Annotated in this window: 13 protein-coding genes; 2 read left to right on the top strand and 11 right to left on the bottom strand. The window is 62.0% G+C overall.

The annotated features are described in order from the left end of the window. The first annotated feature begins 18 nt into the window (after window positions 1-18). Both AC56LY_RS07350 and AC56LY_RS07345 read left to right on the top strand, forming a co-directional pair. Window positions 19-912 carry a beta-1,6-N-acetylglucosaminyltransferase gene (locus tag AC56LY_RS07350; protein ID WP_499577938.1) on the top strand — a complete coding sequence of 298 codons (894 nt, stop codon included), beginning with the start codon at window positions 19-21 and terminating at the stop codon, window positions 910-912. A 37-nt stretch (window positions 913-949) separates the two neighbouring features. Continuing rightward, complete coding sequence (locus AC56LY_RS07345; RefSeq protein ID WP_499577934.1) at window positions 950-1,849, top strand: glycosyltransferase family 32 protein; 900 nt, start codon at window positions 950-952, stop codon at window positions 1,847-1,849. Window positions 1,850-1,869: 20 nt separating this feature from the next. Here AC56LY_RS07345 and AC56LY_RS07340 read toward each other — a convergent pair whose 3' ends face one another. The 11 genes from AC56LY_RS07340 to epsL all read right to left on the bottom strand — a co-directional run bounded on the left by AC56LY_RS07340 (window position 1,870) and on the right by epsL (window position 14,633). Then, window positions 1,870-2,730 carry a glycosyltransferase gene (locus AC56LY_RS07340; protein WP_499577931.1) on the bottom strand — a complete coding sequence of 287 codons (861 nt, stop codon included), beginning with the start codon at window positions 2,728-2,730 and terminating at the stop codon, window positions 1,870-1,872. 61 nt (window positions 2,731-2,791) lie between these two features. Next, window positions 2,792-4,216: an MOP flippase family protein gene (locus tag AC56LY_RS07335; RefSeq protein WP_499577929.1), complete on the bottom strand. Its 1,425-nt coding sequence runs from the start codon at window positions 4,214-4,216 to the stop codon at window positions 2,792-2,794. A gap of 8 nt (window positions 4,217-4,224) precedes the next feature. Beyond that, window positions 4,225-5,091 (bottom strand): hypothetical protein, encoded by an 867-nt coding sequence (locus AC56LY_RS07330; protein ID WP_499577926.1) that lies wholly within the window; start codon window positions 5,089-5,091, stop codon window positions 4,225-4,227. Window positions 5,092-5,172: 81 nt separating this feature from the next. Further along, the gene (locus AC56LY_RS07325) at window positions 5,173-6,378 is read right to left on the bottom strand and encodes a glycosyltransferase family 4 protein (RefSeq protein ID WP_499577923.1); all 1,206 of its coding nucleotides are present in this window, start codon (window positions 6,376-6,378) and stop codon (window positions 5,173-5,175) included. Then, window positions 6,375-7,817, bottom strand: a complete 1,443-nt coding sequence (locus AC56LY_RS07320) for an O-antigen ligase family protein (protein ID WP_499577922.1) — start codon at window positions 7,815-7,817, stop codon at window positions 6,375-6,377. Before AC56LY_RS07320 ends, AC56LY_RS07325 begins: the two co-directional genes overlap by 4 nt. A gap of 33 nt (window positions 7,818-7,850) precedes the next feature. Then, complete coding sequence (locus AC56LY_RS07315; protein ID WP_499577920.1) at window positions 7,851-8,924, bottom strand: glycosyltransferase family 2 protein; 1,074 nt, start codon at window positions 8,922-8,924, stop codon at window positions 7,851-7,853. Beyond that, on the bottom strand, window positions 8,911-9,867 hold the full coding sequence (locus tag AC56LY_RS07310) for a beta-1,6-N-acetylglucosaminyltransferase (RefSeq protein ID WP_499581984.1): 957 nt from the start codon (window positions 9,865-9,867) through the stop codon (window positions 8,911-8,913). The genes AC56LY_RS07315 and AC56LY_RS07310 overlap by 14 nt, the downstream gene beginning before the upstream one ends. Window positions 9,868-9,959: 92 nt before the next feature. Beyond that, window positions 9,960-10,847, bottom strand: a complete 888-nt coding sequence (epsG, locus tag AC56LY_RS07305; protein ID WP_499577916.1) for a chain length determinant protein tyrosine kinase EpsG — start codon at window positions 10,845-10,847, stop codon at window positions 9,960-9,962. Between the two features lie 39 nt (window positions 10,848-10,886). After that, window positions 10,887-12,311 (bottom strand): chain length determinant protein EpsF, encoded by a 1,425-nt coding sequence (gene epsF, locus AC56LY_RS07300; RefSeq protein WP_499577914.1) that lies wholly within the window; start codon window positions 12,309-12,311, stop codon window positions 10,887-10,889. A 70-nt stretch (window positions 12,312-12,381) separates the two neighbouring features. Continuing rightward, window positions 12,382-13,170, bottom strand: coding sequence for a polysaccharide export protein EpsE (gene epsE / locus AC56LY_RS07295; protein WP_482898603.1), 789 nt, complete (start codon window positions 13,168-13,170; stop codon window positions 12,382-12,384). Between the two features lie 113 nt (window positions 13,171-13,283). Continuing rightward, window positions 13,284-14,633 (bottom strand): XrtB/PEP-CTERM-associated polysaccharide biosynthesis outer membrane protein EpsL, encoded by a 1,350-nt coding sequence (epsL, locus tag AC56LY_RS07290; RefSeq protein ID WP_499577911.1) that lies wholly within the window; start codon window positions 14,631-14,633, stop codon window positions 13,284-13,286. Window positions 14,634-14,637: the final 4 nt, after the last annotated feature.

Here is a 14,637-nt window from a genome sequence, read left to right as displayed (position 1 = left end):
CCTTCACCGGAGACCGAATTGATTGCTTATTTACTGCTGGCACATGGCAACCCCGCCCATCTTCAACGGTTGATCGCACGCCTGCGCTCGGATGGGACGGCATTCTTCATCCACGTTGACGCGAAAACCGACGGGCGCGCCTTCGCCCATCTGGGTGCGGACGATGTGACGCTGGTGCCTGCACCGGTCGCCGTACACTGGGGTGACTTCTCCCAGGTGGAAGCGATCCTGCTGCTGATGAAAACCGCGCTGGCGGCGGGCAGTTTCACCCGCTTCGTGCTGCTCAGCGGCGTCGACTATCCGTTGTGGCCGACAGCGTCGATCAACGCTTTTTTTGCCGCGCAGCCCGATGCCGAATACATCAACCTCGTCGCGATGCCCTGCGCCGCTGCCGGCAAACCACTGGCTCGCCTGACCTCCTACACGCTGCGGCCAACGTTGTCTGCACTGCACCGCTTGACCCTGCGTGTGCTGCTCAAAGCCCGGATCATCCCGCGCCAGCGCGATCTTCAACGTGCACTGGGGGCATTGACGCCGTATGGCGGCTCCACCTGGTGGGCACTGACGCGCGGCGCCTGCACCTACCTTGTAGATTACGTGGCGCGCAACCCGGGGCTGGTGCGCTTTTTCAAGGGCACGCAATACGCAGACGAGACGTTCCTGCACACGATTCTGGGGAACTCGCCGTTCATGGCCAACGTCAGGCGCAACCTGACTTATACCGACTGGAGCGCAGGCGGGGCGAGCCCGGCCAATATGTCGGCCAGCCACATCGACTACTTCCGGACCAATACGCAATTTCGCGCCGACGATGTCTACGGCAGCGGGCCGATGATCTTCGCGCGCAAATTCAGTGACGGCGACGCTGCGCTATTGCAGGCGATGGATGCAGAACTACCGGCTCACCACTGAAACACACGACAACGGCAACGGAAGGCATACAACCGGCATGGCAAAAGATTTGTTGAACACGACACCGGCGACGGCGGGCCGCGGTGAAAAATACCCGCTTCCCGTCTTCGCCATGGGTGACACTATTCCGAAGCAGATCCACCAATGCTTTTTCGGTGCGCGCACATTTACCGACGAGCTGGCGAACAATGTGAACCATATCAAGGGCCTCAATCCCGGCTGGACGCACACCCGGTACGACGAACCCATGATGAAGCAATTTATTCTGGAAAATTATGGCGCCACGATCCTGCGGTATTACGAGCGGATCAATCCCAATTATGGCGCGGCGCGCGCCGACCTGTTCCGCTACCTGCTGCTGTATAAGGTCGGCGGCGCCTATCTCGACATCAAGAGCACGATGACGCGTCCATTCGACGACTTCATCACGCCGTCGGATCGTTACTTGTTGGGGCAATGGGACGATCCGGATAATCTGGACCGCCTTGGCTGGGGCATGCACAGGGAAATCGCGCATGTCGACAAGGGCGAGTATCAGCAATGGCACATCATTTGCGTGCCGGGCCACCCATTCCTGCGCGCCGTGATTCTGTCCGTGCTGGCCAATATCGACCGCTATCTGCCATGGAAAAATGACACGGGTGCGCATGGCACGTTCCGGCTGACAGGACCCGTCGCCTACACGCTGGCGATTCATCCACTCACCGCGACGCAACCCTACCGACTCATCGACAGCCGCGACAGTGGCCTCGTGTATTCGATCCTGAACCAGCGCAGCCACGCCAAGCTGTTCACGTCGCATTATTACCGGCTGACCGAATCGATCGTCACGCTGAACACATTCTGGACCGTCGTCGGCCAGCTGCGCCATTTCAGGCAGCAGACGAAGGCGCTGATCAAGCGCCAGGTGAAACGGATGCTGGGCCGCCCGACCTAGCGCGCAGCATCAGCTTGATGCTAGCGGATCGAGCTGTCCAGCGACATCCTGAATTTGCCGGCCCTGATTTTGCGCAGCGCAAATTTGGCATGCTTCGAACGCAGCATGACGCCCAGATCCCGTAGCGTCAGCCGGATCTGGTCGTAACCCGCCAGTGAATACAGCATGCCGGCGAGGTCGCCGCGCTGACAATGCTTCTGATAAAACAGGTGGGCCGCGCGGATGATTTTCTCCGACGACTTCTTCGTGATCCGCTCGAACTCGTGCGAGATATCCATGATGTAGGTATTCGCCTGAATGCTGTACGCCGGACCACCTGTCTTGATCAGCCGCACCCACATATCCCAGTCCTGCCACGCCGGCATCGCCGGATCGAAGCCGCCCGCATCCTTCATGCGCTGCGGCGTCGTGAATACCTGATTGCCGACGGCGTTCGATTGCACGATCTGCTCGGCCGATACCGACGCTTGTGTGTCCCACAATGCGACGTTGTCGCCGGCATTGACAATGCGCCGGTCGAACAGGCACGAGAAATGCACGCCCTTTTCCTGCTGGCGATGCCATTCAGCCAGAAACGTGGCGAGCCGGTGCGGCAGAAAAATATCGTCGTCGTCCAGACCAGTAATGAATTGGCCCTGCGCCACCTGAATGGCCTGATTGCGCGCCGCGCAGGCGCCGACCGACGTGTCGTTGTGAATCAGCGTGATCGAGATGTTTTCAATCAGGCCGTTCACATAGTCGCACGTGCCATCATCGGAACCGTCCGAAACAACGATGAGTTCAATGGGCCGGTGCGTCTGCGACAGGACGGAATTGACGGCGCGCTTCAACAGATCAAGGCGGTTCTTGGTGGGGATATAAACGGTAATCAGGTTTTCCATAGGAACGTCGTCGATCTCGATAAAGTGTAACAGCGCGGGACTGGCAGCATGCCGGGCACGATCACCCGGTCTTCATGCCAATCATTTGTTTGCAGCTCTGCACCACTGCTTTCGAAAACATCATGATCAACGCGCCGTAGATCACGGCGCCGGTCAGGGTGACCGTGATCAGGATCGTCTGCGGCGCATAACCGGCGTTCGACAGCACGTTGAACAATGGATAGATGACCGCGACCATCACCCCGGAGAACATCACGGGCTGCCAGATCACGCGCAGCAAGGCGGCCAGGCTCGTATGCAATTCTCGCGTGGCGTAATAGAAATGCGGCAGCCCGTTGAGGATATTGGCAATCAGGTAGCAGGCAGCCACGCCCTGGATACCCCAGTTCACACCGATGAAGAAGCTGCCGACCTGCAGGACCGAGCCCAGCAAACCCAGACGCATCATCAGATCGGTGCGTCCGGTCGACATGAACACGGAGCCGGTCGTGGAAATCAGCGATTGCAGGAAGCCGACGGGTGCCAGCCAGGCCAGCACGATGGGCACCTGCGCCCACTGCTTGCCCAGTGCGATCGCAACGAACGGCTCACGCAACACCCACAGACCCGCCATCATCGGCGCGGTCAGTGTGGCGATCATGGCCAGCGCGCGGAAATACAGCTGCGCCATCTTGTCCCGCTCGGCCTGCTGTCGGCTCATGACCGGGAACAGTGCGCGACCGGCGACGTAGCTCATGCTCTGCAACGGGAACATCATGACCTTGTAGGCCTGGCCGTAGATACCCAGCTGCACCGAGCCCAGGACGCGACCGATCACCATGCTGTCGGCATTGCGCGCAAAAAAGTTGATGAAGTTAAATCCGGTCAGATTGCCACTGAATCCCCACAGCGAGCGCAGTTCGGACGCGCTCCAGACCTTCTTCGGACGCCATGGACTTGCCAGCCACAGTTGCGTGGATGAGCACAGCGCCGATATCACGGAATTCCACACCAGGCTGTACACGCCGTAGCCAAGCAGCGCAAGCGTGATCGCGACCGTCAGTCCGATGACCGACGACACGATCTCGATGCGCGCCAGCGTCTTGAAGCCGGACCGGCGTTCCACCAGCGACTGGTGGACGGCACTCGCGCTGGTGATCGGAAACACGATCGACAACAGGCACAGCACCGGCGCCAGCCGGTCGATACGGAAGTACGCTGCCAGAAACGGTGACGCGAGCACGAGCGCCAGCGTCAGGAACAAGCCCATCGCCATGTTCAGCCAGAACACGGTACTCGTGGTCTGGTCGGTCAGGTTCTCCTTCTGGACCACGGCGGCGCCGGTGCCCATGTCGCGCAGCAGGAACGCGAAATTGGTGGCGACGGTGGCCATTGCCAGCAAGCCGTATTCGGACGGCGGCAGCAGCCTGGACAGGATGGTCAGGGAAATCAGCTGCAAGATGATTCTTGAAGCCTGCGACAGCGTGAGCCATCGCGCATTGGACATTGCAGACATCAGGTGGTTGTTCTTTCCGCGGTAAAGCCGTAGGCGCCGATCATGGCCCGGATCTGGTTATCGTTCATCATTGCGCCCAGGTTGTCTTTCCACAGTGCGACTTCCTGTGTCCCTTCCCAGCAATGGATTTCTTGTTGATGCGGCACGCGTTTGAAGGTGGCGCCATTCGCCCGCGCCATCCACCAGAACCAGATATCGTCACCGCGCGGGCAATAGGTCGTGAAGGCCTCGACATTCAGGACTTCAGGCTTGAACACATTCGGTGGATACAGCACGCCGCCGATGCCGGTCGGGAAATTCAGCCGGCTGGATGTGCGATCGGCGGTCTCGAATTCCCATTCGTTGTAAGGCACGGGCAGCCCGCTGGCATCGAGCTTGACCCGATGCATGCGGTGAGCGATTACCTCGAGCTTGCCCGGATCGCGCGCCTGCACCAGTTGCTCCAGCCAGTCGGGCCAGTAGTGCACGTCGTCGTCGGCAATCACGATCGGCGCATTGCAGCCCTGCTGCAGTAGCGGGATCATCTTCTTGTAGGATTTCAGGTCGTCGCACGGGATGATTTCCAGCCCCGCAGCGCGCAGCGCGGTCACTGCCGGCGGCAGCGCTGCCATGTCGGCGCGCCCGATCCACAGAATGATGCGATCGGCCACATGCGACTGCGACAGCAAAGATTTCAGTGTCAGGTGCAAGGTGCCGAAACGTGGCGGATACGACGTCAGCGACACGATGACACCGCTGCCGGAGCGTTTCGCGCGCGCATAGCGCCGGCCTTGCCTGAGCCAGCGCAGTTCGAGCTCGGTGTGCAGCGCCAGCATCTTCAGTCGCCAGCGCAGCTTCAGGAAAATATCTCTTGTCCAGCTAATCATACATCGTGTTCTCGGAGTGCCAAAAAATTGCGGTCGTGAGCGAGCTGCGCCAGCGGGCCATCAGGCCAGCGCGCTTGCGCGTCAAGCTATGGACTGACGCATCAGTTGCGCCAGTTTCGCCGCTTCGGTGTCGACGGCGTGGCGCGCCAGCACGCGCCCGTGGCCGGCCTCCCCCATCGCCTCGAGCTCGGCTGGCGACGCCGCCAGGCACGCCTCCAGTGCAGCAGCAAGCGCGTCCACGTCGCCCGCCGGGAACAGCCAGCCCGTCTCGCCGTGGCGTACCAGTTCGGGAATGCCGGCGATATAGGTGGTCAGTACCGGACGGCGCAGTGCCATCGCTTCCATGACCACGACCGGCAAGCCTTCGGCAAAGCTCGGCAAGACCATGGCGCGCGCCGCCAGCATTTCCTCACGCACCTGGTCGCCGTTGATCCAACCGGTGATACTGATGTGACTGCCCAGATTGTTCGCGGCGATCAGCGCCTCGAGCTCGGGGCGCATTTCACCGTCACCGGCCAGCACCAGATGGATCGGAATCCCTTTGGCGACCACGGCCTGCACCGCGCGCACCAGCAGCATCTGGCCCTTCTGTTCGCACAGGCGGCCCACGCACACCAGGCGCGGCGCGGCCGGGCTCGGCTGCGGCGGTACGGCGTGGAAGCCCGGATCGATACCGCAGTGAACCACCTGCACCTTGGCCCAGTCCGCGTACGCGGCCCAGCGGAACAACTGGCTGCGGCCGAACGAGCTGACGGCCACCACGAAGGCCGAACGGCGGATCTTTTCACCCAGCCACAAGAGTTCAGGCTTGTCGAATTCTTCCGGGCCGTGCACGGTGAAGCTGTACGCAGGGCCGCCAAGCATGTTCGCGAGCATTGCCACCTCGGTGGAATTGGTGCCGAAGTGCGCGTGCAGATGGCGCGCACGATGCGCCGCCATCCATGGCACGATCCTGCAGGCTTCCGCCAGATAGATCAGGTGCAGCGGCAACGGGCGATCGGCGCGCAGGCCGATCTTGCAGGCCAGGGCCAAGGCCCTGGCAAACCGGCCCGGCCGCTTGACGGCCATGCGCAGCACGTCCATTGCCATGGCCAGCGCGCCGTCCTGCAACACATAGCGCGTCAGAGCGCGCTCACGCACGTCGTCCTCGTCGCGCAGTTCGTCTTTCCAACCGCGCACGGCCAGGCGCTGCACCTTGTAGCCCTGGCGCTCGAGCGCCAGGATTTCGCGCCGGATGAAACTGTGACTGATTTTGGGGTACTGGTTCACCAGGTACGCGATATTCATACTTTTCCTTCATGATTGCCGGGCAGGCCCGACCTGGTCGCCCGGTGACGTGCTGTACCTGTTCTGGTCGTCGCTGCCTTGGTAGCTGCGTGCAGATTCACCAGCGCACAGGCGCCGCCGACGGCAAACCACAGGTACCAGTTGAACACCAGGTAGCGGAACATATTGTCCGAGAACGACACGATCAGGTACTGGATCACGATCGCCAGCATCAGGAACCCGGAGACGGGATCGATACGGGCCAGCGTGCGCAGCGTACCCAGCACGCGGGCGTATAGCCACAGGTAGCACAGCACGCCAACCACGCCCATCTCGAACAGGAACTGCACATAGACGTTGTGCGCATCCCACCGCACCGTGCGGTCGGCCGGGAAGAACGTCGCCACGTGGTAGCCGAACCCGTCGAGACCATAGCCAAGGAGCAGGCGTGACGTTTCCATCCAGCCGATCGCCGATTCCCACAGCAGCACGCGCCAGGCAAACGAGTTGAGCTGCGCATTGCGCATGACTTCATTGCCCTGCCCCAGATCCATCAGGCGTTCGTTCACCGCCGGCACGAACAGCAGCAGCGGCAACAGAAACAAGTACAGCAGGTAGCTGCGCTTGAACAGCAGCGCATACAGCACGAATACGAGGAAACACGCGAGCCAGGCGCTGCGGGTCTGCGTCAGCAGCAGCTGGAGCATCAACACCGGCATATAGATGCACACGGCCATACGGGCACGCGGCGTGATGTTGTACAGCGGGCTCTTGAGCATGTACAGGCCCAGCACCAGAACCAGTGTCAGGTAGAACGCCAGCACGTTGGGATGGGAGAACGTCGACTGCAGGCGGAAACTGCCGTCGCGCATGTGCAGCGCGATATCGACGAGCGCATACAGCGTCGGCAGCAGCGACGAATACAGCACCAGGCGGATGGCCTTGTTGAAGTCGTCGTTCGAACGCACCATGTAGATCGCGATGATGAAGATCGCGAAGTTGGAGAGCATGCCCAGATACATTTTGAGCGCATTCGTCTTTTCATACGACAGCACCAGACCCACGCTCATCATCACGAGGAACGGCAGCCAGTAGCGCGCCAGTTTGCCTGGAAACTCACGCGGCTTTTCCATCACCATCATGCAGGCGATGATGATCACGAACAGGTTGATCAAGCCACCGATGCCCATGCGCACGCTGCCGATCCCGAACTGCGTCGATTCCAGCACCATGTCACCGACCGACCGGAACAGCAGGATCAGCATCACGAGCTTTTTATAGTCGTAGATCAAGAGCACGCCGAGCAGCAGCAAGGCGGGCAAGGCCGCAAGACGGCCGAACTGATAGCCCATGCTGTCGCCAAACATGGGAATCACGGCGCCCACAGCCAGGCTGAGAACGACCAGGCCCAGGATGGTCCAGGTCGGGACGCCAAAGGGCTGCCTCAGCCAGTCAAGCATGCGTTCTGATCGGTTCAACATTCCCTGCGACCACTAGACCAGTTCAGGCGCGACGCGGATGCGGCGCTTGCCAGGATACCGACGCACGAGCCAGCCGCGCACTGCGTGCCACTCGCCCGTTTCGGTGATGTCGCCCGAACGGAAGCGGTTGTAGCGCCACAGCAGCGACGCCCAGTTACGGGTCGAAATCGCCTTGCGATAGCGCAGTTCGCGTTCGATCTCGGGCGATGCGCCAAACACCTTGCGCACGCTGTGTGCCATCTTTTCGAATTCGGCATCGAAGTTGCGCTTGCCACCGACGTCCATCAGGATGCCGCCGTGGTTGCAGAACGGCGCCGGATCGAACCACGGCAGGTTGTGCATCGTGCAGAACGAGCGCGTCAGCGAGCGCGAAATCGCCAGCGAGACTTCCATCTGCTCGGTGAAGCTGGTGATGCTGACATTTTTGCCGTGCCAGCGGTACTTCAGCAGCTTCTGCGGCAGATTGGTCACCTTCCCCAGGATCGCGAGCTGGCCGAACAGGAAATAGTCTTCCGCCAGCGACGGCACATCGATGCGCTCGTTCTCGGGCAGAATCTTCAGAATGTCGATGCCGTAGCGCGCACCCATCTTCTGGACCGGGTCGAATCGCAGTGTCGAGGCCGGATGCGACACCGGATTACGGAACAGGCTGGCAGCGCCGATGCGGGCGGTGCCCACTGGCAGGCGCAGATCGTCGAGCTTGTTACCGGCGGCGTCGATGACGTCGGCCTGGCCACTGACGACGATGCATTCCGGCTGCGCCTCGAACGCGGCGAGCGTCAGCGCCATGCGGTCCGGCAGGCAAATATCATCGGCGTCGTGGCGCATGATGAACTCGCAGTCGGCGATGTCGATGCCACAATTTAACAGGCCGGACAGGCCTTTCGCCTGCGGGAACGAATGCACCTCGATGCGCGGGTCGCGCGCATGGTAGGCCTGCGCCATTTCCACGCTGCCATCGGTCGAGCCGTGATCGAGCACCAGCAGGCGCCAGTCGGTGTAGGTCTGCGCGATGACGCTGTCGATCGCTTCTGCCAGGTAGTCCTTGCCGTTTTTCACCGGCAGTAAAATATCAATTCGAGCCATTCTGTACCTTAGTTAGAGCTGATTCTTCTGTGCCATGCGCATACGGCTGGCGCTGCGCCGCCATGGCGTCGATCGTGTCGAGCAGCGGCGCAGAAGCTTCGGAAAACTTGCGCGCAAACAGCACTTCGCGCCGCTCGCCGGGGCTGTTCTTGTCCGCCGACGCGCGCACGCGAGGCCCCTGGAACTGCGGCAGATAGCTGGCGTCAAGCATGTCGGGACCGGTCTTGCCGGGCGTCCACCGGGTGAACGTCAGGCTGTGGCTGATGCTTGACCTGAAGCGCGAATTCCACAGGATGTACTGGAAATAGAATTCATCGGGACAATCCACGAGCTTGCAGTACCGGTACACCTGCGGCGCGCGCGCCGTCACGTCCAGCACATATCGTACGGCGGCGTCGGTCAGACACCACCACTGCGAACCGGTGACAAGGTCGCCCGTCAATACCTTGCGGTAGTCGCGTGGCGGCAGCACCCGGTTCAGAAAATGCTGCAGCGGCCAGCGATAGCGCCCCAGGGGTTTGCTCTTGCGGATCGATACGCGGGAGATACGCTCCAGCGTCTTGCCATACGTGGTATCGGGCAGTGCAAACGTTTCAATGAACTCGGTCTCGCGATGGTCCGCGAGAAATGCCGCGATATACGCCGGCGTCTGCAGCGGATAGCAGGCGCCGCTGAGCAAAACGTATCGGTCAAAGCGCCCCGGCTCGGCCGCCGCGATCTTCATCAGTTCCAGCGTCGCCTTCACCAGCGAGATATCGCCCCAGGCGCCATTCACGCGCCGCTTGCAGAACGTGACGGCCTGCGCCAGTCCGGCAAACGCGTTCAGATCCGCTTTGGCGTCGATGTGGACAAAGAACGCCACGCCGGGCGCCGCCAGCCGCGCGACCAGGCGCTGCAGATGCGCCGGCTGATCGTGCGCCAGGATCAGGTACGCGATACGCACGCTCAATCTTGCACCATGCCGATCGAGGCGCGGGCCGACACGGGAACCAGCGGTGCCAGAGGGCGCAGGCGGCTTGTCGTCATCATCATCGATCAGTACTCGTTGAGTACCGTGCCCACCAGATGCACGCGCGCGTCGGTCAGCAAATCCACCAGATCGCGCATTTTCTTGAAGTGGCTATGGTTCTTGTGCGCCACCATGACGGCAGCGCCGGCGCGGCTTGCGACCACCTGGGCATCGGGATACTCGGCGCCGGCCGGGGTATCGATCAGGATCACGTCGTAATCGTTGCCCAGTTCGCGCAGCAGCTTGCCGAACGCTGGCGAGCCCAGCAGTTCGGACGGGTTCGGCGGTAACGCGCCGGCAGTCAGTACGGACAGGTCGACCAGCGCCGGTACGCGCTGGATCGCCTCGTGCCCGCTGCGCCCGGCCAACACGCCCGACAGGCCGGCGCGGTTTTCCAGGCCGAACAGCGCGTGCTGGCGCGGCGCACGCAGGTCGGCGTCGATCAGCAAGGTGCGCTGATGCTGCTGCGAAAACACGACGGCCAGGTTGGCTGCCAGGAAACTGCGCCCGTCGCCCGATTCGGCGCTGGTGATGGCCAGTGCGCGGCGCTCGTCGCCGGTTTCGAACCAGCGCCACAGCAGCTGGTTGCGCAGTGCGCGCAGCGATTCGACGCGCGTGGTGAACGGTTCGTAGGCAGCCACGACTTCGTCGCTGATGGCACTCTGGCCGGCCAGCAGGTACGGGTAATCGTACTGGCGCGACAGTGCCAGCTCGATATCGGCATCGCTCAAGATGCCCATCTCGACAGCGGCGTCGCCAAAGCGCAGTTTGCGTTCGATCGAGAAGCGCATCACCTTGTCCGCATCGGCCACCGACAGGCGCCCGTTGCGGATCAGGATGGCACCGATCGAATCGTCCGACCCGGTGCGGGCGGCGTTGTCCGTCAAGGCGACGGCCGGGGAAGTGGAATTCATCGTTGACGCTCCATGCTGGTCAATATGCTGATGCGCCATTTATGTCGGCCGCGTCAGGTTGCCGGTGCGCTTGGCGCCAGGCGACTTGGGAAAGGATTTCTTCGCGCTGGATGCCACGCGGGGTTTCTGCACCACGCCCAGCATCGGCAGGCCGAACGCGTCGGACAGATGCGAGGCCGAACGGATGCGCTGATCCAGCAGTTCCAGGACCAGGACCGCGCCCAGGCCCAGAATCGTCCCGGCAATGATGGCCAGCACGATGTTGAGCGACACACGCGGACCGGCCGGCTGCAGTGGTGGCGTGGCAGCGCTCAGCACGGCGATATCGGCCTGCTTGGACTCGCCTTCCAGGCTGATCGTGTTCAGGCGCTGGCTGGCCGATTCATAGGCGCGACGGGCGTTCTCCGCTTCGTTGGTCAACAGGTTGAATTCGTCGCGGGCGCCGTTCAGGGATTGCACACGGTCTTTTTGCGCTGCCAGGGCTGCGCGCAGCTCGCCTTCGCGGCGCTCGCTGATATCGGCCGAGGCCACCACGCTGCTGGACGAATTGCGCTTTTGCTGTTCCAGGTTCGAGCGCAGCTTGGCCACTTCAGACTCGGCTGCCTTGTACTGCGGGTGGTTCGACGCCAGGCGCTGCGAGATGTCGGCAAACTTGGCTTCGGCCAGCGACAGGCTCGTCTGCAGGGTCTGCACCACCGGATTGTTCATCACGTCGGGCGAGCTGCTGGAGTTGCCCTGGGCCTGGCTGCGGCGCGAGGCAGCGTCCATGCTCTGGCTCTGCACGACCACCAGCTGGCTCGACAATTCGTTCAGGCGCGCAGTCTCGACGTCCAGACGGTTGTCCGCACTGTAGATGTTGTTGTCCTTCTGGTACTTCGACAGGCGCGACTGCGCCAGCTCGTAACGGTTGCGCAGGGTCTTGATCTGGGCCGTGATGTAGCTGCTGGCGCGCTGCACCGGATCGGTCTTGAGCTGGACACTGATGTCGAGGTAGGCGTTGGCGAATGCATTGGCCGCCTTCGACACGAATTGCGGGTCGGTGCCACGGAAGTTAATCGTCAGCACACTGCTCTCGCGCGCCGGCACCACGTCCACGTTGCCGAGCAGTGAATCGGCCAGCCACTCGCGCAGCGTGCCGCCATTGCCGCCGGTAGCATTCTGGAAGCGCGCCTGCGCGTCTGGCGCGTTGGCCAGGCCCAGATCGTCGACGACCTTCAGCGCCACGCTCTTGCTCTTGATGATGTCGACCTGGGTCGCGATATAGCCGGGCATCAGCTGGGCTGGTGCGCTCAGGCCCGTCACCGGATCGACGCCCTTGTAATTGACGACCATCGACACGGTGGCGGCATATTTTTTTGGCTGCATCATGCTGAAGACGACGGCAGCGAGCACCGTCACGCCGAGCGCGAGCAGCACGATCTTGTAGCGTGCGCGCAAGGCGAGTAACAACAGGCTTGGGTTCATGGTTGGCTTTCAATAAAGTGCAATGGCGCGCGCACGTGCGGCGCGCGCTGGACAGGGCAACGGCGCACCGTCAGAACAGGCTTTCCTTGACGTACACGACGTCATCGGGCTGGAGCAGATCGTCGCCCTTCACGCTGATGATCTGCATCTTGCCGCTCGCGTCACGGCGCTTGACGCGAAGGCCGCGCTCGGTACCGCGCGCCGTCAGGCCACCGCCGGCCGACAGGCCCTGCAGCACCGTCATCTGGCGCTCGAGACGCAGCATGCCCGGCCGCTGCACTTCGCCGTAGATATAGAAGCGCGGCGCGCGCTCGACGAAGATGACGTCGCCGCCCTGCAGATCGTAGTTGCCCGCCATGTCGGCGGTGCGCATCACTTCGGCCGTATCCAGCGCGTCTTTCGTGACCTTGCCGTTACGCGTGCGCACGACGGTGACGATGTCGCCACCGTTGGTGTCGATGCCGCCGGCCAGCGCCAGCATGTCCAGCACGCTGCGGCGCCCGTCGATGGCATAGCGGCCTGCCTTTTTGACCTGGCCCAGCACCGAGACCTGCTGGCTCGTGAGCGCCGTGATCAACAGATTGACCTGCGGCTTTTTCACGAAGTTGCCACGCTCGAGCATGCCGGCAATTTTTGCCTCTGCTGCCGCGCTCGACAGACCGGCCACGGCCACCTGGCCAACCAGCGGCATGGTGATGAACCCCGATTCGCTGACGCGGGTTTCCACGGCCAGATCGGGATTGCCGAATACCGAGATCTTGACGACGTCCCCGCCGCCGAGCACCAGCTCATCGGCGTGCGCGCTTCCCATGCTCCAGGCCAGCATGACGGCGAAGATACCAAGCAAGATTTGTTTCATGTTAAGTTCATTCCATTCACAAAGTGTCGATAGTGCAAATCAGATCGTTCATTGGTGTTGGCGAGGGCGCGAACGTTGTTGGAACCCATTCTTCGCCAGTTGTTCGCCAACCATCAGTTAAATTGCAACGTGGCGTTGATGGATCCGCCATTTGCTTTGTAGCTATTGGTTCCTGCGGCGAGGCTACCAGAGCGCTGCTCCTGGAAGGCCCGCGCCTTGATGGTGATATTGCGCAGCGGCTTGTAGACCAGTGCGACTGACTTCGTGTCGCGGCTGTCGCTGGCAAGATCGGCCGCGACTACTGGCTGGGCTGCGCCACCGAACGGCTTGAACTCGCGCTCTTCGCGCCGCACATCCACCTCGGCCTGGATCTTCGATGTGAACTCCCAGGTCACGAGCGCACTGGCGCCGTTGGCCAATGCACTGCCGATCAGCGCCCCGTCAATGGCGGCAAATTCGCGCCATGCCTGGCCGGTGACCTTGATGCGCCCCGCCGGCGTGTAGTTGACGATCAGCCGTGCATTGGTCCCGCTGTCGTCGCGCGTCGACTGGCCCATTTGCTTGCGCTGCACCCAGCCGCCAAGAAACAGCAGTTGCGTGCTCCCCGTGGCCAGCCACAGGACGTTGAGTTTCGCTTCGTCCTGGTCATAGCCGTTGATCATCATGCCGGTGGTGCCTGCCGTGAGCCAGTTCGGATACTTGCCTTCCAGCCGGCGCAGCTGAAAACCGGCCGTGCTGCCGCTGCGCGCCAGATAGTCGAAGCCCGCGACCCACGAATCCTCGGTCCGGTCACTGGCGCGCTGTGACGCCAGTTCGTAGGCGTACTCTTCTTTCGATACCTCGCCACGCAATTGCCAGCTCGGGTGGAAGCGCCAGCGGCCGTCTGCATAACGCTTCTTGCTTACCCGCAGATTGCGCTGAACGACGTCGAAATCCGCGAACGACGCCAGCTCCTGCCGGTAATAGCCGCCGATATGCCCGTCGAAACGCGAGGCAACGAACCAGTTCCAGTCACCGCGGATGTCCTTGCGCAGATAATCCAGCTGGCTGTTACGGTCAAACTTCACCGACGAGAAGTCGGCAAACGCGGTGAGTATCTGACGACTGACGGGGCGCTCGAAGCGCACACCGCCACCGGCACTACGGTAGGTGTCACCACGCGCCGCCGACCGTGTCGCCTCGTCATCCGATGCGCGGAACAGGTTGTCGTCATGTTCGACGCCGGCACTGACAAACGGCCGAAGCGTACCGGACAGTGCGGGCGTGCTGGACAGGGAACCAGCCAGCGCCACACATGCTGCCGCAGTCAGCTTCAGGCAAAGACGGCTGGCTGGCAGCCGGCTGACCGACCGCGCAGTGCTGGAGCCAACATGACGTTCGCAGGTTCGCAGTAAGTACAAGAAGAATCCCATCCCAAATAAACTGTTTTCACGCTTCTTCCCGCTCGCTTGCAACACATGCACGCCG

The sequence above is a fragment of the Telluria sp. ZT3P25 genome (assembly GCF_059685895.1).
Note: the sequence above shows the minus strand (reverse complement) of the source record. Positions and strands in the feature narration are given on the sequence as shown.